Annotated in this window: 23 protein-coding genes, 1 pseudogene and 1 riboswitch; of the genes and pseudogenes, 10 read left to right on the forward strand and 14 right to left on the reverse strand. The window is 41.1% G+C overall.

What is annotated here, in order from left to right; translation table 11 throughout:
* Positions 1 to 282 precede the first annotated feature (282 nt).
* Positions 283 to 1,539, forward strand: coding sequence for a DUF445 domain-containing protein (locus QUF86_RS03220; protein ID WP_289333607.1), 1,257 nt, complete (start codon positions 283 to 285; stop codon positions 1,537 to 1,539).
* Positions 1,540 to 1,704: 165 nt separating this feature from the next.
* On the opposite strand, the gene QUF86_RS03225 is transcribed toward QUF86_RS03220, so the two are convergent.
* From QUF86_RS03225 to QUF86_RS03255, 7 genes are all read right to left on the reverse strand, one after another.
* Positions 1,705 to 2,124, reverse strand: coding sequence for a hypothetical protein (locus tag QUF86_RS03225; RefSeq protein WP_289333608.1), 420 nt, complete (start codon positions 2,122 to 2,124; stop codon positions 1,705 to 1,707).
* Positions 2,124 to 3,086, reverse strand: a complete 963-nt coding sequence (locus tag QUF86_RS03230) for a hypothetical protein (RefSeq protein ID WP_289333609.1) — start codon at positions 3,084 to 3,086, stop codon at positions 2,124 to 2,126. The genes QUF86_RS03225 and QUF86_RS03230 overlap by 1 nt, the downstream gene beginning before the upstream one ends.
* 168 nt (positions 3,087 to 3,254) lie before the next feature.
* Positions 3,255 to 3,596, reverse strand: coding sequence for a hypothetical protein (locus QUF86_RS03235; protein ID WP_289333610.1), 342 nt, complete (start codon positions 3,594 to 3,596; stop codon positions 3,255 to 3,257).
* Positions 3,597 to 3,616: 20 nt separating this feature from the next.
* A complete protein-coding gene (locus tag QUF86_RS03240) occupies positions 3,617 to 5,347 on the reverse strand; it encodes a ribonuclease YeeF family protein (protein ID WP_289333611.1) in 1,731 nt (576 codons plus the stop codon).
* Complete coding sequence (locus QUF86_RS03245; protein ID WP_289333612.1) at positions 5,344 to 5,634, reverse strand: YwqI/YxiC family protein; 291 nt, start codon at positions 5,632 to 5,634, stop codon at positions 5,344 to 5,346. The genes QUF86_RS03240 and QUF86_RS03245 overlap by 4 nt, the downstream gene beginning before the upstream one ends.
* Positions 5,634 to 6,059, reverse strand: coding sequence for a YwqH-like family protein (locus QUF86_RS03250; protein ID WP_289318190.1), 426 nt, complete (start codon positions 6,057 to 6,059; stop codon positions 5,634 to 5,636). The genes QUF86_RS03245 and QUF86_RS03250 overlap by 1 nt, the downstream gene beginning before the upstream one ends.
* A gap of 236 nt (positions 6,060 to 6,295) precedes the next feature.
* Positions 6,296 to 7,699, reverse strand: coding sequence for a M20/M25/M40 family metallo-hydrolase (locus tag QUF86_RS03255; protein WP_289333613.1), 1,404 nt, complete (start codon positions 7,697 to 7,699; stop codon positions 6,296 to 6,298).
* A 272-nt stretch (positions 7,700 to 7,971) separates the two neighbouring features.
* On the opposite strand from QUF86_RS03255, the gene QUF86_RS03260 reads away from it, so the two are divergent.
* Genes QUF86_RS03260 through QUF86_RS03270 form a run of 3 tightly spaced genes read left to right on the forward strand, consistent with a single transcriptional unit; the run spans position 7,972 to position 12,184 of the window.
* Entirely contained in the window at positions 7,972 to 9,120 is a 1,149-nt protein-coding gene (locus QUF86_RS03260; protein ID WP_289333614.1) for an iron-containing alcohol dehydrogenase, read from the forward strand.
* A 12-nt stretch (positions 9,121 to 9,132) separates the two neighbouring features.
* Complete coding sequence (locus QUF86_RS03265) at positions 9,133 to 10,749, forward strand: sensor histidine kinase (protein ID WP_289333615.1); 1,617 nt, start codon at positions 9,133 to 9,135, stop codon at positions 10,747 to 10,749.
* Positions 10,750 to 10,753: 4 nt separating this feature from the next.
* Positions 10,754 to 12,184 carry a sigma-54-dependent transcriptional regulator gene (locus tag QUF86_RS03270; RefSeq protein WP_289318194.1) on the forward strand — a complete coding sequence of 477 codons (1,431 nt, stop codon included), beginning with the start codon at positions 10,754 to 10,756 and terminating at the stop codon, positions 12,182 to 12,184.
* Positions 12,185 to 12,225: 41 nt separating this feature from the next.
* On the opposite strand, the gene adhP is transcribed toward QUF86_RS03270, so the two are convergent.
* Entirely contained in the window at positions 12,226 to 13,239 is a 1,014-nt protein-coding gene (gene adhP, locus QUF86_RS03275; protein WP_289336185.1) for an alcohol dehydrogenase AdhP, read from the reverse strand.
* Positions 13,240 to 13,515: 276 nt separating this feature from the next.
* On the opposite strand from adhP, the gene QUF86_RS03280 reads away from it, so the two are divergent.
* Positions 13,516 to 13,812, forward strand: a complete 297-nt coding sequence (locus tag QUF86_RS03280; RefSeq protein ID WP_289318195.1) for a DUF3892 domain-containing protein — start codon at positions 13,516 to 13,518, stop codon at positions 13,810 to 13,812.
* 84 nt (positions 13,813 to 13,896) lie between these two features.
* On the opposite strand, the gene QUF86_RS03285 is transcribed toward QUF86_RS03280, so the two are convergent.
* Positions 13,897 to 14,709: a hypothetical protein gene (locus QUF86_RS03285; protein WP_289323517.1), complete on the reverse strand. Its 813-nt coding sequence runs from the start codon at positions 14,707 to 14,709 to the stop codon at positions 13,897 to 13,899.
* A 142-nt stretch (positions 14,710 to 14,851) separates the two neighbouring features.
* Positions 14,852 to 15,373 carry a YbaK/EbsC family protein gene (locus QUF86_RS03290; protein ID WP_289333616.1) on the reverse strand — a complete coding sequence of 174 codons (522 nt, stop codon included), beginning with the start codon at positions 15,371 to 15,373 and terminating at the stop codon, positions 14,852 to 14,854.
* Positions 15,374 to 15,532: 159 nt separating this feature from the next.
* Positions 15,533 to 15,577, forward strand: a riboswitch (PreQ1 riboswitch).
* A gap of 6 nt (positions 15,578 to 15,583) precedes the next feature.
* Between QUF86_RS03290 and QUF86_RS03295 the strand changes: the two genes are divergently transcribed.
* From QUF86_RS03295 to QUF86_RS03305, 3 genes are all read left to right on the forward strand, one after another.
* Positions 15,584 to 16,069: a QueT transporter family protein gene (locus QUF86_RS03295; RefSeq protein ID WP_289318198.1), complete on the forward strand. Its 486-nt coding sequence runs from the start codon at positions 15,584 to 15,586 to the stop codon at positions 16,067 to 16,069.
* A 120-nt stretch (positions 16,070 to 16,189) separates the two neighbouring features.
* A complete protein-coding gene (locus QUF86_RS03300; RefSeq protein ID WP_289318199.1) occupies positions 16,190 to 16,846 on the forward strand; it encodes a TVP38/TMEM64 family protein in 657 nt (218 codons plus the stop codon).
* Between the two features lie 116 nt (positions 16,847 to 16,962).
* The gene (locus QUF86_RS03305) at positions 16,963 to 18,588 is read left to right on the forward strand and encodes a PAS domain-containing sensor histidine kinase (RefSeq protein WP_289333617.1); all 1,626 of its coding nucleotides are present in this window, start codon (positions 16,963 to 16,965) and stop codon (positions 18,586 to 18,588) included.
* A 68-nt stretch (positions 18,589 to 18,656) separates the two neighbouring features.
* On the opposite strand, the gene QUF86_RS03310 is transcribed toward QUF86_RS03305, so the two are convergent.
* On the reverse strand, positions 18,657 to 20,102 hold the full coding sequence (locus QUF86_RS03310) for a cadherin-like beta sandwich domain-containing protein (RefSeq protein ID WP_289333618.1): 1,446 nt from the start codon (positions 20,100 to 20,102) through the stop codon (positions 18,657 to 18,659).
* 314 nt (positions 20,103 to 20,416) lie between these two features.
* On the opposite strand from QUF86_RS03310, the gene QUF86_RS03315 reads away from it, so the two are divergent.
* Positions 20,417 to 22,051, forward strand: coding sequence for a copper resistance CopC/CopD family protein (locus QUF86_RS03315; RefSeq protein ID WP_289333619.1), 1,635 nt, complete (start codon positions 20,417 to 20,419; stop codon positions 22,049 to 22,051).
* Positions 22,052 to 22,069: 18 nt separating this feature from the next.
* Positions 22,070 to 22,732, forward strand: a complete 663-nt coding sequence (locus QUF86_RS03320; protein WP_289333620.1) for a YcnI family copper-binding membrane protein — start codon at positions 22,070 to 22,072, stop codon at positions 22,730 to 22,732.
* Between the two features lie 54 nt (positions 22,733 to 22,786).
* Here QUF86_RS03320 and QUF86_RS03325 read toward each other — a convergent pair whose 3' ends face one another.
* From QUF86_RS03325 to QUF86_RS03335, 3 genes and pseudogenes are all read right to left on the reverse strand, one after another.
* Positions 22,787 to 23,785: a S8 family peptidase gene (locus tag QUF86_RS03325; RefSeq protein WP_289333621.1), complete on the reverse strand. Its 999-nt coding sequence runs from the start codon at positions 23,783 to 23,785 to the stop codon at positions 22,787 to 22,789.
* 334 nt (positions 23,786 to 24,119) lie between these two features.
* Positions 24,120 to 24,197: pseudogene (locus QUF86_RS28880) on the reverse strand (SEC-C metal-binding domain-containing protein); the annotation flags it as partial.
* A 611-nt stretch (positions 24,198 to 24,808) separates the two neighbouring features.
* A complete protein-coding gene (locus QUF86_RS03335; RefSeq protein ID WP_289333623.1) occupies positions 24,809 to 25,378 on the reverse strand; it encodes a nitroreductase family protein in 570 nt (189 codons plus the stop codon).
* Between the last annotated feature and the right edge of the window lie 6 nt (positions 25,379 to 25,384).

Below are 25,384 nucleotides of genomic sequence, written 5' to 3' on the forward strand. Positions count from 1 at the left end.
TGAACCAAAAACTCTTTTCATTAAATGAATAAAAAAAGCCGATTGAATAAATCGGCTTTTTTTATTGTGAATCAACCATCCGCATCTTCGAAATTCAAAGGAAATATCAATGATTGTGGTCTTAATAAGTGATTTCCCCATTCCCCACTAAATGAACTTACTACCCTCGTTAGGAGTATTTTTTTGAACTACCTGCTATACTACTAGATAAAAGTAAGACATTAAACATATAGATGATTCGTTAATAGTAATTGAATTTCATTTTAAGGATGAGAGAATATAATGTCACCAAAAATAAAATCGTCAAGAAAAATAGCTAGATATTCACTAATTATCATGGGGGCGGGTTATATTGCAACCACTCCATTTCAAGGTTCATTGCCGTTGGATTTATTACATGGAGGGTTTGAGGCCGGTTTAGTTGGCGGATTGGCAGATTGGTTTGCAGTCACTGCATTATTCCGCCATCCGCTTGGATTACCAATCCCCCATACAGCGCTTTTGCCCAACAATCGTAAAAGAATGACAAATGCACTTGTTTCGATGTTAAAAAACGACTGGCTTTCTAAGGAAAGTATTCAGGACAAAGTAAAACATATTTCTTTTACTGAGAAATTAATCCCTATTTTAGTAAAAGAGATACAAAGTGATACTTTTAGAAAAGTCCTGATTAAACTTATCAAGCAAATGATTGGTTATATAGATATTGAAAAGATCACACCTTTCGTTGCAAAAAAAATTAAAGCATCACTTTCTAACATAGACATGAGCAAGATTCTTCATTTAGTAAGTTCACAGTTACTTAACGAAGAGTTTGATAAGAAGGCTTTGGATCATGTTTTGAAAAAAGCTGAAGATTGGTTAGGAAAAAAACAAACCAGTCACCGTCTTGGCACTGTTTCCATGGATGTACTCAGCAAGATTGAACTGGAAGGTATGCTTCAGTTTGCCGTTAAATCCATTCAAAGCCTACTTAACGAAGAGAAACTTGGGAATATCATACAAAACCTGTTATTAAGTGTCGTAAATAATTTACAAAACGAGGACGAACCAAATAGAGAGGCTTTAATCTTATATATCAGGAAAGAGATACAAGGCATTAATCATAACCGGGAACTGTTAGAAGGAGTTGAAAAATGGAAAAAACAACTTCTGACAAAATGGGAGCCTGAGGCGACAATAAAGGGAAGTCTACAACAAATTCAACAAGAAGCATTGGATTTCGTCGAAGATGAACATTTCATGGATACTTATCTGACTCCAATGATTCATCACGTACTGGACAACATAAAAGAAAATAGCACCCACATCGATCATTGGATACAGAAACAAATTACTGTTCTCATTGAAAATAATCATACGCAGATCGGCAATCTTGTACAAGAAAATTTAGATAAGCTAGACAATGAAACGCTGATTGATATGATGGAAAATGGTGTAGGAAAAGACTTACAATGGATTCGTGTGAACGGAGCGGTCTGCGGTTTTATAATAGGACTTATCCTAACAGGTGCACAGGCTCTGCTTAGGCTATTATAATTCAGGCACCTTCGGCCGATTTGGTAACGGCAGTCTACTGTCGTTACCAAATCAACTGGGGCTGATTCGTTGCCTGTAGTTTGATACCCCTCAGTAAAAATATTGAGTTCTTGTAAATCTATACCTAACTCTTTTATCTTATTTTCATATTCACTTCGTGTCATTTTACCTTTGGAAATAAAGTATGCTGATTCCCGCATCACTGGACCGCGGATCATACCATTGGGTAATCTTACCCCATTCAAATACATTTTCAGACAATATTCCCTCAGGATAACCAATTTGCTCTGTAAGCCATTCGCCATGCTGAGATAGTTTTTCTTCATAGTCCCATTGGTTAATGGATGGATTATTTACTTTCAGATCAATCCCCCATATTAAATTATCTTTAAATGATAATCGGACATTAAAATATTTGCTACCTAATTTAGGTGCGTTTAAAAACCTTAAAGATTCATTATGACTATCAAGGATTATAGATTTAAACTTACTTGAAGATTCTTTTGTTTTTATATCAACTAATTTACAGTTAGGAAAAATAAAAACACCATCTATTTCTAACTCTCCCTTTTTCAGATTACTCATCACTTAATCCCCCCTCCACTTTCTTCTAATAATTTTACAGCTTTTTTAATTTGTAAAACTTCTTCTTCAGTTAATTTAAAATTTTTCAATTTGATAACATTTGGATCCTCTGCTATCTCTACAAAAGTCTTACTGATTGTTTCGTATATGTACTTACCACTTTCATCTTTTTGTTGTAACAATGTTGGATTAAATTCTATTCCATTTCCTCTTAATTTTTGCTTAGTTACATCGTCCAGTACAGGATTTACTTTTCCTTCTCTAAGTAGATCTTCAAAATCAGGTGTGAATATTTGCTCTAAACCGCCTGATCCAAATTGAGGATTCGCATCTGTCATACCTCTAGCTGATGGTAAATCATCCAGTAATTCGAACTCGATGACTTGAAATTTATAATCTCCCGTTCCATCATCAAATTCTCTAGGATTAACTTGAACACCTTGAAATAATTTTTTTGAATCTCCGTCTACGCTATCTAAAACCTCTTTTGTAAAACAATAACCTGTTGGTCTTGGATATCCAGCAAATAAGATTGTGCCTTTTTTCAAAATAATATCCTCATATGTATCTATACCAAAGTAAGGATGAGAACCTTGCCATAACCTTGCTCTCTGTGAAGGTTTAAGAATGGTCTTATTTTTTAAAGTAGCTTCCTCTATTACACTCCATTTTAAATTTTCCAGTTCTCTTATCGTGATATTCGGCTTAACTTCCTTTAAAACTTTTTCAACAACATCTCCATCGAGCATAACCTTAGTTCCTATGGAATTTTGTTTCTTAATTACATACTTTAGTACGTCTTCAACAGGTTTTGGATTTGGATGTTTCGCTATTTCCTTAGCATATTTTCTTAATACTTTATTTCCCTTTAATAAGTCAGTAGTTTGATAGAGTGCATTCTTTGCCTGTAAATGATCCACATACTTCGCCGCACCTGCCACACCGCCGATGCCGAGTGCCATCAACAGCCCGTTCTGGCGCTGTTCCTCGGTTAGCTGGTTACCGAACATGTCTTTGCCGGTGACGGCTTCGCCGAGTCCGTTGGCTGCGAGGAGTCCGTATATCCCGTATTCGGTTTTCTGGAGGAGACAAAAGTCCTTCAGTCATTATTATAAAAGGACCTTAACAACTTATGTTAAGGTCCTTTTATTAGCAAAAAATACTTTTGATAAAATATCTTTTATTTCATCTAATTCGTTATTAGCAACAATTCTCTTGTCATAGTTATCATGCCAAATAAAATAATCAGATAAACCCACTCTGGGTTTATTTATATCACGATAGATGCTACTCAATTCCATCATAGTTTTACGATATTGTTCTGATGATTGACAATCCAATAAGCAAGCATCAATCAACTCAATTGAGGCTTTAGCTTGACTTATTATAAATTCTAAATCATTCTTTTCCTTTGTCAATATTTTAACCAAACGAACATAAGCATCTTGAATAACTAATAATGTTTGCTCCAAGTTTATCCCCCATATTACAATTATTTTATTGGAATTTCATTAATCACTTCTAAATCCTTAATTTTCCATGGTTCTGACACAAAAATTTGATTTCCTCCACCTGAATAGATTCCAGCTTGATGGCCCGCTGGCCCCTCATATATAGTAGTTCCTTTAGGAATTTTCAGTGTATAAACACTATCTAGTGGCGATGAACCAGTTAGTGAACCTGTTTTTGGATCAATCCACTGTGCCTTTACAGCCAAATCAATTCTTCCTTCTATTCTAGTTGAAGGTTCCCTTGTAAAATATTGGCCTAAAGCATTTCTCCCACCACCGGCTTTTCCCGCTCTATATAAAATCAAATCTTGCTTAAGTACTTCCACATTATACTTTCCGCTTCTAAAGGTAGATGCAGCTCCCGGATTAATGTCTGCTAAAGGTCCTGGATTCTCTATCATATTATACTTATAGTTATCTCCAGGTCCGCCATGACCTGCTTTATCTAGTGATGTAATTGTTCCTCTATTTATTAATGCTGGATTCTTTGCCTGTAAATGATCCACATACTTCGCCGCACCTGCCACACCGCCGATGCCGAGTGCCATCAACAGCCCGTTCTGGCGCTGTTCCTCGGTTAGCTGGTTGCCGAACATGTCTTTGCCGGTGACGGCTTCGCCGAGGCCGTTGGCTGCGAGGAGTCCGTATATCCCGTATTCGGTTTTCTGGAGGAGGCTAAAGCCTTTTGTCGTTTTATAGGCATCGAGCGCGTGGTTCGCCGCGTTGAGTCCTTTGGCCGTTTTGTATAGGGCGCTGCCGCCTTTGATGGCCCGGCCTGCCCAGCCGACGACGGGGATGAATCCAGCGGCTGCCATGGCGCCGGCGGCGATTCGTTCGGCATCGGAAAGCTTGCGGCCCGTTACTGGATCGACTCCGGTTGAGGCCCTGATTGAATCATAATATCCCGTGAATTCCCCTGTAAAGGTTTTTGTGGTATCCCAGGCTTTTTCATACCATGGGCGGTTTTCGAGTTCTTCCATTTCACGTTCGATTTTCTGGGCCCCGGCTTGTTGCTTTTTGAAGGTCTGATAGTCTTTCATCTGACCGGCGACTTCATCCTTCACTTGATAGACGTCACTATTCTTGAATGCCGATTGGTTGAACGTCATCGGCGAAACGTTGCCGTCCTGTTTGGTGGCATCAAGCAAGGCGCGGAAGAGGCCAACGGCCACGTTTTCCTGCCCGACGGACACATCATATTCCTCAACCAATTGCCGGTCGACATTCTCGACCTTTGTCACGGTGTCATCCAGCCTTTGTCCGGCCAGTGTGATTTTTTCATTAAAGTCCTTTTGGTTGAACATATCAAGAGGCAGGATATCGTCAATGCTATTCAGGATCCTTTGGAGATCGTTCGCTTGTTCATCGACAAGCGACTTCGCTTGGTTAATGCCGGTCGAGACTTCGCCATCTAAAAAGGGAACCTCGACCACCGTATTTCCGGATAGGTCCGCCTCTTCCAGACTGGCTGGAATGCCATCCAAAAAACTGATCTGGGTAGTGAATAGTTCCATCCAGGCGTCGGCCACCTCGATTTGTGCTTCATAAAAGCTTTTGATGGCTGCGGCACCGGCCCCTTGAAACTCGTTATCCAGGCCGACGATGCCCTGAAATTCCTTTTTCAGGGCTGTGACTTCCTTCTTTAGTTCTTCATATTGCTTGGCCCGCGACTTGGTTGCGGCCGTCAATGTCTTGGCTTCATATATTTTCATCGCGGCTGGTACCCATGTGAAGACGTATGGGCGATGGCTTCATCCTGTTCTTTCAATAAGTCAATGTTGGCACGGGTATCTTCCACATTTTTCTGGACGATTTTGATATATTGCTCGAAGACCTTCTCCAGGTTCGTTTCCCGGTCAATCCATTTCGAGGTGAATTCCAATATATTGCTGCCAAGTTCGCCTGCCGGCAGATTTCCAAGCGTGACTGTACCAAGCGCCGTCTTCACCTGATCGACTTGCTTCATTACGGCAGGATGATTCAGTTTGATCGTCGTCATTAAAACAACCACCCTTTTAAATATGATATTTTACTTTCCAGTTGATCTATGACGGCTTCTCCTTTACCTAAAAGTACATCCGCTTCATGAGCTATGGTGCCTGCTGCACTCAGAGCCTTTTTCTCTATATTAAGCATCATGATTTTACCGTCGATTTTCTCTTGATAGTCGTCATAATCATCATGAATGATCGTTGACATTGCCTTGTATGCATCACTGCGGGCATCTTGAAAGCCTTCTGCTCGGTTCCCCGTCCAGCTTTTTGCCAAGTCTGGATTTTTAATTTTAGCAATTTCCCCCAGACAAGCGTTCTGTTCGTCTTTGATTTGTCTTTTTGCCTGCTCCAAACGATTAATTTTTTCATTCACATCGGACATTTTACTGGAGAGGGCAGAGTGAATTTCACTCAATGAATTTGCATACACTTAAAAAAATCACCTCAAACATACTATTCTCATTATGTAGACTGTCATATTTTTCATATTTTTTATTATAAGGATTATAGTCTTAGAGTTAAATAGGGATAAATAAGCTATTTATGCTAGGTGTTTAGGGAATTCATCCCATTCCGAACAATTACCGCTTAGACTTTTTACCTCTTCATTTCCATTTTCAAACATAAAAAGAGAGTGCAGGCTGCACCCTCTGACTATTTACTGCATTATTTGAATTCCTTTTCGTCAAATAAATGCGGAACTTTCACCTTTTTCCCTTTTTTATGATTGAGATCAGGTTTTTCAGTTTCGATTTTAGCTTGGTCATAGACAGCGGTGCCGACAATTTCAGCAACATCTTGAAGCTTTTCTTTTGAGATTTTATCAATGGTATCATCAGGAGTATGATACCAAGGTTCTGATGGACTATGGATGAATAATGCAGCGGGAATCCCAGCCTCTGCGAAAGATACATGGTCACTTCTACCGCCTTGTCCATATGGAGTCGGCTCGCCATTCAGTCTTGCACTTGATGCCTGAGCCAGCTCGGTTACAAGATTCATTTCTCCATCATTAGTTAAAATGACCAAATCTCCTGCGTCCCGGCTTCCTACCATATCCAGATTGAAGTTGGCAAGCGTCCGCTTGATATCATCATCAGAGAGATTGTCCACATAATGCTTCGAACCTAGAAGTCCATTTTCCTCGGCCCCAAAGGTGACGAAGCGAATTTCCGTATCTGTAGGAAGATTCTTCAGCACACGTGCAAGTTCAAGGGTGACGGATGTTCCTGATGCATCATCATTCGCTCCGGGTGCTCCAGCGACGGAATCATGATGTCCAGTAATATAAATGATATCGCTCTTTTTTGCTTTGATGTTCTTGGTTGCTTTTTTCGTTGCCACTACATTATAAGAGGTTTTCTCTCCGGAATAAGCTCCTTCAATTTTTAATGATGCTGTCAATTTAGCTCCAGCATTTAATTTCTCCAGCAGGGCTTCTCCATCCTTTTTGGTTATCGTGACAGATGGAATATACTTGTCATTAACCCCTCCGAGTGTCCCGTTTAATTCCCCATCGGCATTATTGAACAGGATGACTCCCGCTGCCCCTTTTTCTGCTGCATTCAATACTTTCTCTGCAAAAGTGAGGCTGCCTCTTTGTATAAGGGCAATCTTCCCTTTAACATCGGTTTCCTCAAGTTCTTCTTTCGTTCCTAAACCGGCGTATACCACTTCACCGGATAAATTCCCATTAACTGAATAAGTTAAATGGTTCGCTTGGATTTCCCCATCAATTCCAGCAACGGACAGCTTGACCAGATTTGGGTCTGTATAAGATAAAAAATTGAACTCTTCTATATCGGCTTCATAGCCATAAGAATTGAATTGCTTTTTGATGAATTGGACGGCCTTATACTCAGAATCCGTACCGGCCACCCGAGGTGTTTGTGAGAGGTATTCAATATTCTTGTAGATTTTGTCGACATCAATTTTCTTAACGACTTTCTTGTCCGTGGATGGCGCCTGTTGCACCTGTGATGAATGCGGCGTCGCTAAAGCGGTAGTTGTCCCAGTTGTCCCGAGTGTCAATGCTGCGATTAATGTTATCGATAGAAATTGTTTTTTCATAGATTGCCTCCCAGTTTAATAGATTACCTCCATAATTTTACAATATATAGATAATACTAACTAGGTAGGTTTATCCCTATTAATGCATGTCTAAAGTAACGAATTTACAAATTAAAGAAATAAGCAGGACATTTGACACGTGCCTAAAGTTCTCTACCATTTGATATTTTGTCATATTATATAAAAATACCTGGAATCCAAACAGGATTTTCGCTCTTTTTCGGGAAAATAATACAGAAGAGATTGAATTTTTACAGGGAGAAGGCGCAAAGATGTCGATAACTAAATTTGTGATGCCGGAAGTGATTTTTGGAAATGGTTCGATTGAACAAGCCGGTGAGGCCTGCTTGCGGTTGGGTGCCAAAAAGGCGCTTATAGTCAGCGACTCTGGTGTGGCCAATGCTGGCTGGTTAGATAAAGTCATTAAATCCTGCCAAGATGCTGGTCTTGCTTTTGCTACCTTCATTGATATGACGACCAACCCGAAAGACAGGGAGATTGAAGCCGGCTGTTTGACATTTAATGAACAAGAATGCGATGCCATCATTGGTTTAGGAGGAGGCAGTGCTTTGGATGTCGCCAAAGGGGTAGCCCTTTTAGCTACGAATGGCGGCATCATCAGTGATTATGAAGGCGTTGATAAAGTTCACTCCCCCCTCCCACCCATGGTGATGATCATGACTACGGCCGGATCGGGATCAGAGGTCTCCCAGTTTTCGGTGATTGTCGATTCATTCCGCGAGAAAAAAATGACGATCATTTCAAAATCACTCGTCCCCGATATTGCAATAGTCGATCCCGGTACCTTAACCACCTTGGGTCCGGATTTGACCGCGGCTACGGGAATGGATGTTTTAACCCACGCCATTGAATCCTACGTTTCAATCGCTGCCACACCATTGACCGATGTCCAAGCTAAAAATGCGCTTTCCATCGTTTCCCGTCACTTACGCCCCTCTGTTGCATCCAGGCATAATGAGGAAGCAAAAAAAGCGATGGCGATGGCAAGCCTGCAGGCAGGACTAGCTTTTTCCAATGCCATTTTGGGAGCGGCCCATGCCATTTCACATGCCATCGGCGGCAAGTACCTCCTTCCGCATGGTGAAATCAATGCGATACTCCTTCCCCATGTCATGGAGTTCAATCGAATTGCCTCACCAAGGCGATTCAGTGAGATTGCAGACATCATGGGCATCGATACTCGTGCATTGACCGAGCAGCAAGCTGGAATGGCAGCCATTCACTTCGTAAGGGAATTATCCCAGGATATAGGGGCTCCCAAGAGTTTAAGTGATGTCGGCATTACAAAGGAAATGATAGATCCCATAGGGATGACTGCCCTTGAGGATGCCTGCATGATCACAAATCCTCGTGATATGTCATTAGAACAGATTAATCATCTGCTTCTTACAGCCCTATAAGAGGTGAAAAACATGAACAAACTTGAATTGATAGATTTAATGACAGGTGTAAAATCTTCAAAAAAAACGTATTACACGGAACTTAAGAAAACTGTGGATCAGCTGAAGAAGAAGAATATGCAGCTTGAAATTATGAATGACATCACTAAAAATATGAATATGGACATCGACATCCAAGAGATTCTCCGAAATGTTATTGCAAAGCTCAAGCAGCTAATTACCTTCGATGACAGTCACTTTGTCATATTGTATGAGGAAGAACCTGCCCTGCTTCACATCTGCCCCAATGGTCACTGCGAACTTGAAATTGATTCCAATAACCTGTTACACCCATTTCAGGATTTCTCGTCTGCTCTGAAAGACAAGCAGCCCATTCAGGTGGAAGTTAAACGGTTACCGGACTTCCCAGAAAAAGAACGACTATTATCCCTTGAGATCGAAGCACTTCTATTGGTTCCTTTGTACGGAAAAAGTAAAAAAATCGGAATTTGGACTTTCGGCAGGAAGAATAAGAAAACATGGCATAAAGATGAACTGGATTTTCTTGAGCAACTATCAAATCAGCTTGCACTAACTTTGGAGAATGCCCAGCTTTATAAGGAAGTCCTTCATTCCAAGCAGGAGTGGGAGGATACGTTCAAGGCAGTTGAAGATATGATCATCGTTTTTGATCACAAAGGAACCGTCTATCAATCCAATGATTCTGCCAGGAACTTTTCCGACCTGGTTCCTTTAATTGAAAAATCCCAAAATCTGATTCAAGATACCTTTTCATTCAATAAGCCAGGATTTCAAGAAATACTCCTTCAGCATGATACCATCTTGGAAATGCATGCCTACCCGATTCAGAATAAGGAGCATCAAGTCTATGGGGTCATTGCTTATTATAAAAATGTCACTGAAAGAAGACAGATGGAGGTCCAGCTATTGCATGCCGGTAAACTTGGGGCGATCGGTGAAATGGCAGCAGGGATTGCCCATGAATTGAATAGCCCCTTAACGGCCATTCTTGGTAACTCCCAGATTTTATTACGGAAAACTCCCCATGACAATCTGGACTATATGCTTTTGAACGATATTAAGATTTGCGGGGACCGATGCAGGCAAATAGTGAAAAGCCTGCTTACCTTTTCGAGGCAGGATGAGTATAGATTCCACTATTACTCTATTAACGAAGCCATTCATCAGGTTCTGAACCTTTTGAAGTTTCAACTGGGGAAGAAGCAAATTTCCCTTCATCTTTCCCTTCAGGAAGACCTTCCTTTCATAAAGGGCAGCCAACCTCAAATAGAACAGATCATCATCAACTTGTTATTGAATGCCAAGGACGCATTGGATGAGTCCTCTCAATCGGAAAAATCGATTTCGATCACTACCTATTCAGAAGACAAGTTCATGGTGGTACAGGTGACTGATAATGGAACGGGGATTGAAAAAGAACGCCTGCCCTTCATATTCCATCCCTTTCATACAACTAAAGACCGTGAAAAAGGTACAGGTTTGGGGCTGTCCGTAAGCCTTGGCATCGCCAAAGACCATGGTGGCAAGATCGACGTTTTGAGCAAATCAGGACAAGGAAGCACTTTTTTCCTGAGGCTTCCCTTGCAAGCAGAAGAGGAAAGGCGATGATAAAGTGATCCATTTACTTGTGGTAGACGATGAGAAAGAAGTTGGGACTTTTCTATCCCGCCTTTTTACGATGAAAGGTTACCTCGTACAAGTTGTGAATAGCGGAAAGGATTTCCATGAAATCGATTGGAATCAGCAGCGTTTTGATGTAGCACTGATAGACCTGAAGCTTCCGGATTGTGATGGCCTTTCCCTCCTGCAACATCTAAAACAACTACAGCCGCGTTGCAAGGTACTGATCATGACCGGATACAGCACCGTCAAGACCGCTGTTGATGCAATGAAACTTGGCGCGAGTGATTATATGGAAAAACCCTTTGTGGATATTGAAGTATTGGAAAAGCAAATTGACAACCTATTGAATGAAAATGAAGATTTGAATCAACATTTCATCCATAAGCTAGCCGAGGAATCAGGATTGATTGTCGGTGAAAGTACTTTAATGAAGAGTTTGATTGAAACTGCATTCAAGGTTGCCCAAAAATCAGTCAATGTATTAATTGAAGGAGAAACCGGCAGCGGCAAAGAAGTGCTTTCACGTTTCATCCACATAGCCAGCCCCCGAAACCATGAACCTTTTATCGGCATCAATTGTGGAGCGATCTCTGAATCCCTGCTTGAAAGCGAATTATTCGGCCATGAAAAGGGGGCTTTCACCGGAGCTACCCAGTTGCGAAAGGGTTTTTTCGAAATTGCAGGGAATGGTACGCTTTTCCTTGATGAAATTGCGGATGCGAGTCCCGCCATTCAAGTCAAATTGCTACGAGTGTTGGAAACACGGGAATTCATGCGGGTTGGCAGCAGCGGGACATTACGGACGAATGCCCGGTTAGTGGCGGCTTCCAATGAAAACCTGCAACAGGCAGTGGACAAAAATAAATTCCGGGAAGACCTATTTTACCGGCTGAACGTCGTGACTCTGGATATCCCGCCTTTGCGCAACCGAAAAGAGGATATTCCCTTGCTTGTCCGTCACTTGATTGAGAGAAATGGTCATGGAGATATCTCTTTTTCCAATGAAGCCATTGAAAAATTACAGCAATACAACTGGCCAGGCAACATACGCGAACTATCTAATGTGGTCATGCGCACGCTAACTCTTGCAGACAATAAGTCTGAAATAACAGCCAATGATATCTCGCTATCTAACAGCCAGGTCACTCCGAAGAAGAAAGAGCGTCCGAATGAGATTCAGACAACTGAAAACCTTCTTGAAGAGTGGCGAAAAAAGCTGGTGGCCGACTTTAATGAGAAAGATGAACTGATGCTTGAAGAAATCCTTACGGAAATCAAACAGCTTCAATCCACAATTGGAAAGGAACTCGTCATGCAGGCACTGCAAAAAACCTACGGCAACCGGAATGAAGCAGCCAAACGCTTGCAGATATCCATAAGGAAATTACGCTATATATTAAATGAGAAGAACCAGACATAAAAAAAGGGGGATGCCCCGTTCCAGGGCATCCTCCTCTGTTACTATTCTAGCGTCAATACGATGCGTCCATTGATTTCTCCCTTTTCCATCATTGAAAACACATCATTGATTTCATCAAGTTTCCTCGTCTCTATATTCGTTCTGACTTTACCCTCAGCCGCAAATTGAACAGCTTCCTGTAAATCTTTTCTCGTCCCGACGATTGACCCTTTTACAGTTACCCCATTTAATACCGTATCAAAAATCGGGATTGGAAGTTCATCATTCGGCAATCCGACTACGACCAGTGTCCCGCCCCTCTTGACTGAACTGTAAGCCTGTTCGAATGCTTTTTTCGTAACCGCTACAGAAATGGCTGCCTGCACACCGCCAACTTTATCCTTAATGGCTTGTACAGGATCAGTCTTAAGCCCATTAACCGTGAAATCCGCCCCCAGTTCCGCCGCCAGATCAAGCTTATCATCTTGAATATCGACAGCAATGACATTAAAGCCCATCGCTTTCGCGTATTGAAGGGCAACATGTCCCAATCCGCCAATTCCATAAACCGCTACCCAATCACCAGGTTTTGCTTCTGATACCTTAAGCGCTTTATAAGTCGTTACGCCTGCACAGAAAATCGGTGAAACTTCCGCAAAGTCAAGCCCTTCAGGAACCTTCACCACATATTTGGCAGGTGCTTTACAGTATTCCGCATACCCCCCGTCCACGGAATAGCCTGCATTCAATTGATCCAAGCAAAGTGTTTCCCTTCCAGTCAAACAATACTCACAATCGCCACAGGCCGAGTAAAGCCATGGGATCCCAACGCGGTCACCGACTTTCAAGGAAGTTACGCCTTCTGCCACCTTTTCTATGATGCCTACACCTTCATGTCCAGGGATAAGCGGAAGTTTAGGTTTAACCGGCCAATCGCCATGTACCGCATGTAAATCGGTATGACACACGCCACATGCTTTAATTTTCACTAATATCTCACCATATTCCAATTCCGGGATGGGTACTTCTTTAATCTCAAGTTTTTGGTTAAATTCATTGACTACCGCTGCTTTCATTGTCTTGACCTGTTGTTTTGCATTCAAAGTGCTTGCCCCTTGTTTTACATTCATGATTCATATTCCTCCCTTAATTAAGTGGATATTATTTCTTACTCCACTTATACAAGATGCAAGTGCCATGCCAATGCAAAAAGGCCAAGACGACAGCATCCAATTTAAAAAAGTGCCGAAAATTCGGCGCTTTTGGACGAATTAACGGCTCAAGTTGGACGAAATCCGGTTTGTATATTGCAGAAAAAATAGCTCACCCTATAAATGGGAGGTGTCCAAAACATGGACCAATTTGAAAAAGCTTATGAATCCTATAAACAGCAGGGAACACCGCAAGCAAACCAACTTGATTCAGCAGGAAAAGAAGAAATCATCGCCGTAAGGAAAAATGAAGAGGACAATATTATCGCCATCAAGACCAACTCCGGCCGCGAACTCGACTACCCCACTGCCCTTTCGGAAGCCAAAGCAGGCATCCTGGCCAATGTTGACGTCTTTCATAAATACGGACGTGATATATTGCGGAGTGAGCCTGATGGGATAAAAGAAAATAACCTGGATCAACTGCCGGAGTTTTGAGTTTTCGGGGAAACTGCCTGATATGGGCAGTTTTTTTCTGTCTGGAGTTAAACATTAAAAAGAACCAGCATGATAGCCGGATCCTTATTTTTCATACTGATAGGATTCAGAGATTTCGAGCAGTTGCCCACAGGACTCGACAACCTCAATGATTTCCATCCACGACATGTCCAGTCCCAGTTCATTTGCATGGGAAATCTTATCCCGTAATTTCCGGATGGCATTCGCATCCTTCTTCCCTTTACTTTTCGAAGGGATTTGGAAGAAGCACCTCAATTCTTCATCCTTATGTATGATATCGAATTTATCACTGATTTGCAGGCACTCTATTAAATTGATATCCTCATTTTTATCGATTCTCCTCCTATATAATTCGGTTGCCTTTTCTAAACGGTCTTCGCTGATCATTGGATGCCAGCTTCCGTCGCCGAATCTATCCATGATGATATCGCTCATCCTCATTTCCAATAAGGTAATGTATCCGAATATCAGCATCCTGATTGGAGGCTTTTGAAGGTCGGCATGGGTAATCAACTTTTTAATTGAATTATTCTCTAATACGAAGACCCTTGTTTTATTCTTGAAAATATGGAGCAGCTGGATCAAAGGCGTTGAATCCGAAACCATTTCCCTTGGTGAAAAGTTTCTCAAATATTCCGAAATGCTCCCTTCACCCAGTTCTTCCCTTTCGATATATCCGATGATTTCCCCTTGATCTTGCACTGCCAATATATCAAAATTCTTTTTTTCCAATGCTTTCCGAATATCCAGCGCCAGATCGTTTGTATGGCAAAACTCAAGCTCCTGGGCTATGCTCTTAACCGTGATATTTTCTTCATAAAGAGTTTTAAGACTAAGATAGCTGCTATTGCTTTTTCTTTGGCTTCCATTTAACATCTTTCACCCTCCGCTCAGGAACACTTTCTGCACGATTTTCCGCTTTAAAATTATAGACCGCTAAAATGCATACGGCCCCCACAAATAAAGTCCACCCAAGTGGACTTTATCCCATTCATGTGGATCTTTTTGGTACCATTAATCAAAAGCCTTCCACTGCATTGCCTGCTGCCGTTTCCTCATTCCCCTCTTCATTCCAAGCCTTGCAAACATCCACCCAATCCTTTGCTCCTGAATATTCAAATAATTCCGCGGGTGTAAGTTCTATTGCAGAGTTCGTACTGCCGCATGCCGGGAACAATGACTCAAAGCGCTTCATCGATACATCAAGAAAAACAGCTAGATCGTTTGCCAGACCAAACGGACAAACTCCTCCGATGGCATGGCCGGTCTGCTCAAGCACTTCCTCGGGTGACAGCATCCGTGCCTTGAAACCGAACATCTGACGAAATTTCTTATTATCCACTTTTGCGTCCCCAGCCGCTACAACCAAAATCGCATCAACACCTTCCCCCCTAAAGGAAAGAGTCTTAGCAATCCTCGCTGGGATAACACCGATGGTTTCTGCAGCATCACTCACCGTAGCGCTCGATGTTTCGAACTCCATTACATCGCCTTCCCGATCCCATTGTTTAAAATGGCCTTTGACACTCGCGATAGACATATTATATTCACTCCTTTGAAGTACATATAAAAATAATATCATCCTTCATTGCCATAAATCAAAATCCTATGGATGCTTGTAAACCTATAAATTAAAACCATTCTTTACAAATTGACGAAACAAGCTTACTTGGGATACTATTAATCATCGGGCAAACGCCTATACGTGGTTCGTAACCATCCCACGATAAAAAACTAGGGAGAGAGTAAAATGAATGTTCGTACACTCGTGATAAACGGGTTATTGGCTGCCTTGTATGTGGCGGTCTCATTGGTGTTTAAACCAATAGCTTTTGAGATGTTCCAATTTCGTGTACCGGAAATGTTGAACCATCTTATTGTATTCAATAAAAAATATATCTATGGTATTGTCGGCGGCGTCTTCATATCGAATCTGCTCTTTTCACCGATGGTTCCATATGATTTAATTTTTGGGGTGGGGCAATCCTTACTCGCCTTGCTGCTTGTCATTTTTGTTTCACGTTTCATAAAAGGCATTAAAGGGCGGATGATCGCCACGATCATCTTTTTCACGTTCACAATGTTTTTAATTGCCATTGAACTGAACCTTGCCTTTGGCTTACCATTCTGGTTAAGCTGGATGACCACGGCTGTCGGTGAATTCGTTGTCCTCTTGATTGGCGCGCCAATCATTTATGGAATGAACAAAAGAATTCAGTTTGAAAAGTGGCTTTAAAGGAATCTTCTCTTCGTGAACCCACTATAATGTAAAAGAGCTGTCTGCATCATGCGACAGCTCTTTTTTCACCAATTAACTTAAAAATGATAAACTATTAGTCAGAATGGTGGTGACCCTTTGAAAAAAGTCCTGACCTTAACAGGTCTACTGGTAATTGCATTATTTATTTTTTCAAATGCAGAATTATTTACTTTGATTTGGAAAAGTGACTTGGATTCAGTTATTAGCATATTGAAGGAAAACCTTTTGCTCACTTTTATTGTGACATTCGTATTGATGTTTGTCCAAAATTCATTTACACTCATCCCCTTAATTTTGCTCCTGACTATCAATGTCACGATATTCGGATTCATATATGGCTACCTATGGAGTTGGTTTACAAGTGTCGTTGCTTCAGGATTCATTTTTTATGCAGCAAGAAATTGGTTTCAGGAACTTCTCTTAAAGAAGATGGGTGAAAAATGGCAAAAAACTGTTGTGGAGCATGGCTTCATGTACGTGTTTACAGGCAGGATTTTCCCGCTTATCCCAACAAGTTTAATTAACTTGGCAGCTGGAGTCAGCACCGTCACTTTCAAGGATTTTTTATTAGCGACGGCACTTGGCAACCTGATATACTTCTTCTTCCTATCGCTAATTCCATATGGACTCCTATCTGTTGAAATGAACCAATACACGCTAGTTGCACTCGCACTCCTCTTCTTATTATTTTTCATTATCTATAAGCGTGCAAAAAAGAAAAAGAACCTAACCTTATTCAGAAAAAACAGGTGACCTACATTGGCCCCTGTTTTTTTATTTAGGATTCTGCATATATTTTTTTCCGATAGTTTGTTAAAATGTGTATGTAATTTTACCTTTGAAATGTCTTAAAATCAGGGAGAATCTCCATGTCCAAACGCTCCATCTTAGCAATATATATCCTATCCGGGATTCTTACACTAGTCGTGTTCGACTTTTTTTTAACTACAAATATCCATAACAAAGAGGTCTTCATTCAACTTCAGAGAGTGGAAGGCATTGTTTTCCTTTTATCAATAGGCTTGATCTTATATCTTTATTTAGCTAAAAGGGAAGAATTCAAACAATTAAAAGAAGCGGAACAACGCCGGCGCACACTCATCAATTCAATGGTGGATTTCGTTAACTTCAAGGATGGTGATGGCCGATGGCTTGAGTCCAATACCTTCGGGCTGCAATTATTTCAGTTGGAGCATGTAGACTATAAGGGAAAAAAAGACAGCGAGCTCGCAGAATACTCCGAATTTTATAAAGAGTCGTTGATCTACTGTGAAGGTTCCGATGAAGAAACGTGGGTAAAAGGGGAAATCACAAGGTGTGAGGAAATCATCCCTCTTCCCGACGGCAATCACAAGACCTTTGATACGATCAAAGTTCCCCTGTTCAATGAGGATGGTTCACGAAAAGGCTTAGTAGTCATCGGCAGGGATATTTCTGAAAGGGTTGTCGCTGAGAATCAATTATTCGATAGTGAACAACGCTATAAATCATTGTTTGAACACAACCCTTATCCGATGCTGATGCTTGATTTAAACGGAATGATCACGACCGTAAATCCTAGGTTTGAAACGGTAACAGGCTTTCAACAGGAAGAAATACATGGAGCCTCATTCATTAAATTGAACTTTTCAACAGAAGATGCGGAACTGATCCGTACATCTTGCCAATATGTCATCGAAAACCATAAGGGGATTAAGAAAGGGAAAGATATAGAATTCCTAACGAAGTACGGGAAGTCCATCTTACTTTCTTGTACGTTTGTCCCGATGATGGTTGGCGAGGATTTGGTCGGGATCATCACTTATGCTAAAGAAGTCACTCAAATTCGCGAAACCGAAGCACGCTTAAGAAGAACAGAAAAATTGTCGATAGTCGGCGAACTTGCCGCAAGTGTAGCCCACGAAGTACGAAACCCGTTGACTTCTTTAAAGGGTTTCGTCCAGCTACTTAAAAAGAGCGACCATCCCTATGAACAATACTACACGATTATGTTAAGTGAATTGGACCGGATCAATCTTATTGTAAGCGAGTTACTCGTTCTGGCAAAACCACAGGAACTCCCATTCAGCAAGCATCAAATCATCGAACTGATGAATGATGTCAAAACCTTGTTGAAACCAGAGGCGGACTCGTACCCCACCCAAATATCAATATCTGTAAAAAACGAAATACCGCTTCTATCATGTGAGGGAAACCAATTAAAACAAGTATTCATAAACATGCTCAAGAATTCAATGGAGGCATCCGCCGATCACATTTGGATTGATTTTGAGCGCAAGGACAATAACCTTTCCATTACCATCAAAGATAATGGAAGCGGAATAGAAAAAAAACGGTTAAAGCATCTTGGAGAACCTTTCTATTCCTCTAAAGAAAAAGGAACAGGGTTAGGATTGACAGTCAGTTGCCGAATCATTGAGGCGCATCGGGGAAAGGTCCGCTTTAACAGCGAACCAAACCATGGAACCGAGGTCCAAATCCTTTTGCCCATATGAATATAAATCGGAGGACAAGCCCTTATCTTGTCCTTTTTTTTGCGATTCAGAACCATCCCTTGATAAAATTAAAATAGAGAGGTGAAGAAATCCTTTATATTCCCAAAGAATGACACGATCTCAACGGGCTGTTTCCCATTAACCTGGCCTCCTGTATTATTGGATGTATCGTTCAACGTCTTGCCAGCTGTACTCATTTGCGTTGCCTCAACTTCCGCCTCATTTGTTTTGACATCATCCACGGTTTCTTCCTCATCCATTTCCACATCCATATCCTTTTCGAAAACAAGGACGTAAGTACGGCGCTCCCCATCCTTTGAAACAGTAACGGAAATGGCCGTCTTCGCTTTATCCTTGATCTTCACTTTTTTACTGCTCTCACCGTCATATTCAATCGTCGCTCCGCTGGCATTTGTCGTTGCATACATTTCGACTGAAGAAACGTCATTATCGACCTCGATATGATAGGTATGCTCATTAGTATCAAAAGACTTGTTCCATACTCCGGATGATACAGTCAGATTGTTCAACACTGGTGCATTATTGCCTTCCTCGCCTAAAGAATCTGCTGACGCTACCTTCACTATAGAATCCGTTTTCGGTTTCTGTGTTGAAATACTTTCAAGTTGCTGTGCTTTCGGTACTTGGCTGACACCACTGGTTGGTTTTAGATTATTGGAGGATTCAGCTGATGTTAAAGATGATTTATTCCCCTTATCGGATGGAGGTTGAGCTTTACTTGTATCTGTTGAAGGCTCCTTTTGTACTTCACCCTCTTTAGGGGCATCTTTCGATTCGGTTTCCTTGGCAGCTGCCCGTGTAATCGTAAGCGTATATGTTTTTTCATCTCCGTTTTCTGCTGTAACGATAATCTTCACCGTTGTCTTACCGACTGGAAGGGTAACCTTTACACCGGCACTGGTTGCATTCTTTCCATTCACCTTTACAATTGCGGTACTGTCACTCAATGTCGGTGTTACTGTAACGGACTGGACTTCATTTCCAACAGAAGCATTATAAGCTGTCACTTTAGAATCGAATGTTAATGAGCCTTTTGATAATCCAATCGATGTTAAAAGGTTATCATCACTTTCAAGTTTTTCAACCTTGAGAGTATAGGCAACCGTTTCATTTTCCCCATCGCTGACGGTGATTTCAAACGTATTCATGCCAGTTTTAAGAGTTAAATCCTTCACTTTACCATCTGTCATTTTGATACCATTCACGTATATGGCTGCAGTCTCACTAGGACTTCCTGCAAGCAAGGTGATCTTTTCCACATCATTTCCCACTGCTGCACTATAGTCGTGTACACTTTCTGAAAATTTTTGATCCAGTGCTATACCCTCTATTTCTAGCCTTGAAAGACTATTTACCGTTTGTGCCTCTTCCTGCAGAACAGAAGGGCCCTCCGCAGCCTCTACCACGGGCATATAAGTGGATGCTCCCATCCCCACAAGGGAACCAACCAAAATCACCTTCACACTTTTTTCTTTTAACCCCTTATTTAGCAAAGCCTATCCCCCCTATAATTCCTGTAAACATGATAGGGTCAGGTTACCAAATAAATCTTAATTATTTCTTAATGAGGTTTATAGCTTGTTTCTTTAGGTAACAACTTGTGCAAGGGGTTACCAACCAATATTTCCCATCGATTGTTTTAATGGCTATAATGGTGGAAGCCAGACCAATCTAACCTTATGGTTATCACTTTTCTAGCGAACCTCTTAAACTGCCTTTAGATAACTAATTTATTTTCACTGTTTTTTCACATTTTCCTTTTATAATAAGCTTACATAACCTGATGAAAGGGTGATGGCACACCACGATGAAAAATTATTTATGGCTGGTATTCAGCCTATTCAGTTTGCTTTTATACCCAGCAATGGCTTCTGGTCATGCTACTGTAATAAGCTCTAATCCTAGCCCGAATGAAGCGTTAGATACTCTTCCTGAAAAGATCAGCATTCAATTCAGCGAGAATATACAACCAGCTTTCCATTCGCTTGAGGTATTCAGCCAAGATGGGGACAAAATTCAAATTCAAGACAGTACAATCTCGGAACAAAGTGAAAAAATACTGGAAGCTAAGTGGAAGGGCACTATCAATGAAGGGATTTACTACATTAAATGGAGAGTGGTCTCGAGTGATGGCCATCCCATTGAAGGAACCATTCCCTTTCAATTCGGAGATTCAGCTGGCCTTTCAGACCAAGACAATTCCGAAGTGAATGCAAGTTTTCCGAATTCCATCAATGTTATCCTGCAAAGTCTTCAATACATATGCTTCGCTGCCCTAACCGGAATCCTTTTTTTTAGATTATCGTTAATGAAGGATTCTCGACTTTTTGAAGCCAGCAGAAGAACCCGTCTATACCTTTGGCTTTCATATACAGGTTTAGCATTTTCCATCTTCTGCAGTCTGCCTTTAAAAGTTACGATTGATGCTGGCGTAGGTTGGACTGATGCATTTAAAGTGAATTATATGAAAGAAGTATTGAATGCTACAAACTTTGGAACCATCTGGATCATTGAAATTCTAATATTGCTCCTTCTATTTTTAGTGATTTATTTCATGCTCGAGAACTCCTTGAATAAATCACTACCTTACCTTTCTTTCATCATAATTGCCAGCTTGATGATTTGTAAGGCTTTCACTGGACATACAGCAGCCGTTCCTAATCAGGTTCTGGCCGTTTTGATGGATTTCCTTCATTTATTGTCCATGGCTTTATGGCTCGGCGGCCTTATGGCCTTATTGGTGATTTTGCCTGGGCTTGCTGATCGGCAGGCAGTCCAAGAAGATAAGAAAACATTTTACTGGTCGATCATTCAAAGGTTTTCCAAATGGGCATTTCTGTTTGTAATCATACTGATTGTTAGCGGGATATATAGCAGTTTACAGCATGTACCGACTATCCATTCATTGTTTAACACAACATATGGCCAATTGTTACTAGCGAAAATCGGTCTCATGTTAATCATGATCGTTTTAGGAGGCTTTCATTTTCTCAGAGGGAAAAAGCAAACGAAAAAACTTGGTTATAGTGTGGGAATGGAGTTTGGTTTAGGAATCATCATACTTCTCGTTGCAGCTCTATTGACAAATGTCCAAACTGCCATGTCTTCTCCCGGGCCAATAGAGAAAACGTTACAGACTGACGAAAATAATGAGGTCACATTAATGGTGACTCCCAATGAAGTCGGGGATAACCTGATTCAAGTAGATCTATCCAATGGTGGCAAGCCGATTGCTGAAATAGAACAGCTTACAATCACCATGCAGCCAGTCGATACGCCAGGCGGTGAAATAAAGCTGCAAATGCAGGAAAAAAATAAAGGTACATTTACATCAAAGTCAATATTAACCATGCCAGGAAAGTGGAATATCCATGTTCACGGATTAACTGAAAGCCTGGATACAATCAATGCTGATTTTATAATATTCATAGGGAATTCATAACAGGAGGGATTTATACTAATGAAAAACATTTCAAAACTACTTATTTTTACATTTGCTGCATTATTCATTTTTTCCGGATCAGCATATGCTCACGTTACAGTCAAGCCTAGTTCATCTGCACCTGAGGCGTGGGAAACTTATACACTCAAAGTACCTGTAGAAAAAGAAACTGCCACTACAAAGGTGACTTTAAAAGTACCTGAAGGGGTTACCTTTGAAAGCTATCAGCCTGTACCAGGATGGAAAGTAACAACGGAAGGTGACAAAGATGGCCATGTAAAAACGGTAACTTGGGCAGCAACTGATGAAGGAATAGCTGCTGGACAATTCCAGCAATTCTCTTTCGTAGCACAAAATCCTAAAGAAGAAACGAAAGTTGCCTGGGATGCATTTCAATATTACGAAGATGGTGAAATTGTTGAATGGAGCGGTGATGAAGGCTCAGACCTACCGCATTCTGTAACGGAAATTACGGTTGCGCCCAAGGCTGATGCAGAACCTGCGGACCATGGTCACAAAGATGAAGCTGACACTAAAGATTCAAAGACAACTGACAATTCAAAGGATTCAGCAACAACAGAAGGTGATAGCAATCAAACGCTAATCATCACTCTGGCTGTCATATCACTAATTCTTTCCATTGTAGCGCTTTTTGCAGCTCTAAGGAAAAACAAAAAATAATCATGACATTATGGAAGGTGCCCCATATTTCTCCCGGGGCACCTTTTTTCACTTCTAATATTCCATGACCACCGATTTACTCGGTAACTTAAGGTTTTCTGATTCTATGGTAATCTTAATCGATTTTTCAATTCTTTGTTCCCCTATCGTTAAGTTAAGCAGTCCATTTCCCTGTGCTTTTTTGCTGATTCCCAGATCTTCGGTATTTTTCACTAACTGTGCGTATAATTCCGCTTCGGTTAACTTACGGTCAAACTCCTTTTCAGCAATCACTTTCAAGAGAGCTGCTGCACCGCTTACATGAGGCGTAGCCATTGACGTTCCGCTCAGCCTCGCATACTTATTCCCTGGATACGTAGAGAGAATATCGACCCCTGGCGCCACCAAGTCAATTTCATCATTTGTATTTGAAAAATCCGCTAAATTCCTGCTTAAATCCACAGCTCCGACTTCCACTACTTCGGGATATGCTCCTGGATAATCCAATTCATCCGTTTCATGACGCCCATCCCCACTATTTCCAGCTGCGCAAACAACAATGATATCGTTCTGAAGGGCCTTTTGAATGAGTTTATGTTCAGCCTCATCCGGAGGTCCGCCAAGTGAAAGAGAAATAACCGAAACCTTTTCTTCATTAGGTCCCCGCCAATTGATTGCATACTCTAGAGCTCCATTAATCCAATCTATATCGCCTTGTCCTTGACCATTTAGGGCCTTTAACGCTAATATGCTTGCTTTCGGAGCCACTCCCACTACACCAGCATTATTAATGGCAGCCAAAACCGTACCGCTCACATGTGTCCCATGTCCGTTATCATCTTGAAAATCCCCGGTATTGGTAAAATCCTTCCCACCGATGATTCTTTCTTTGAGGTCTGAATGCCCCTTATCAATGCCTGTATCGATGACGGCAATTACCACGCCCTCACCATAATTGCTTTTTTCCCAAATTGCCGGTGCTTTCACAAGCTCGACACCCTCAGGAATCTTCTCTTTGACCGTTTCCATTACTTCAAGAACTTTGTAAGGTATTAATCTTTTTTCTCTTGTCATTTGATTACCCCTTCCTTCGTTCATAAGTTAAACTGCCATCAGTGTAGGAATTTTCATCCCGTCTGGTTGCCGTCTACCGTTGAAAGAGATGAGATCAAAAAACTCTTCTCTCTTATATATACCAGATTTTTGAAAATAAAAAAGAAGTTTTCCAAAAATTCCGTCTAAATAACTACTTTTTATTTCTTTTTAAGTTATTATCTGGTACTCTTATTATAGAACAAACGTTCCTGTAATTCCACATTTTTTTATTTATTGCACAATTTCATTTCTCAGCTTAGCGCTTGTTCAAATAAAAAAGAAGCTACTCCGAATCGAGTTAGCTTCCAAGATGTTAAGCTGCACCGCAGCATTTTTTGTATTTTTTCCCGCTTCCGCATGGGCAAGGTTCATTTCTGCCAATGACCGGTTCTGTATGAACATGCGGCATTTTAGCTGCCTTTGCACTTTCCATGATAATTTGCGTGCCTTTTTCCTTCATTTGCTGATACCGCTGTTTAAATAACTCCATTACATCTTTACTGTACTTTAATGTATCCTCCGCGATATCCATCGCCTTTTGTTTGGAAATATTATAATCCTCAAGGACAAATTGATTATCCCCGAAAGAAACCCTCACTCCAAAATGCTGTCCTGCCTGTTTATTGCCCTTGCGATCCTCAACGAACTCAAGGTATACTTCCTGGCAATCACAAGTCTGATGCATGCAATAATAATCATATATCCAATACGATTTATCTTCGTACTTACTCTTTAAAGCAATTCCATCATCAACGCCAAAAACATCCAAATATTTTATCGCTTTTCCATCGAGTATCTCAAATGGATCAATCGTTCTCATCTATAGACACATCCTAATTCATCAAAATTTATTCTTCCTAATGTATTGTACAACCTAATTCATCAATCGTCACTTGAAACGAAGCCTGACGAAGCCAAACCCCTTACATTAAAAGCCCAATTGAAGGCAATAAAAAAAGCTGCAGCAGTGTGTATGCACTGCTGCAGCTGCCCCTCAATCCTTCATCCGATCCATGTGGTCAATTCATCGATCGGTGTTTTCTTAGCAGGTTTCGGCTCCATGTCAGGATAACCCAAGTATATGAAAGCCAATACTTCTCCCTTAGAGGATAAATTGAAAAATTCACGGACCTTGTCATGATATGTTATTTTTCCCGTTCTCCATACTGCTCCCAGACCTAGGGAATGTGCTGCAAGAAGCATGTTTTGAATGGCACTGTTCACTGCCGCATATTCTTCTGCCACAAGGACATTATTCTTATCACTAGGCTCTATGCCCACTGCGATGATGACTGGAGCCCTTAAGGGATTCTTTTTTTGCCTTTCTAGCTTGCTGATTAGACTTTCCGGGGTATCATCAGCATTTTCGATTCTTGTTATTTCTTCGAAGACCTGCCCAAGTTTATTTCTTCCTTCTCCTGTCAATACAAAAAAGCGCCAAGGCTCCGTTCGGTGATGATTAGGTGCATATGTTCCAGCTTCGATGATTTGCTCGATCATTTCTTTCGGTATCGGATCTTGCTTAACGATTCCAATGCTTCTTCTCGTTTTTATAGCCTCGATAGTTTCCACGTTATC

Origin of the sequence: Peribacillus sp. NJ11 (assembly GCF_030348405.1) — a bacterium.
Taxonomy (GTDB): Bacteria; Bacillota; Bacilli; order Bacillales; family DSM-1321; genus Peribacillus.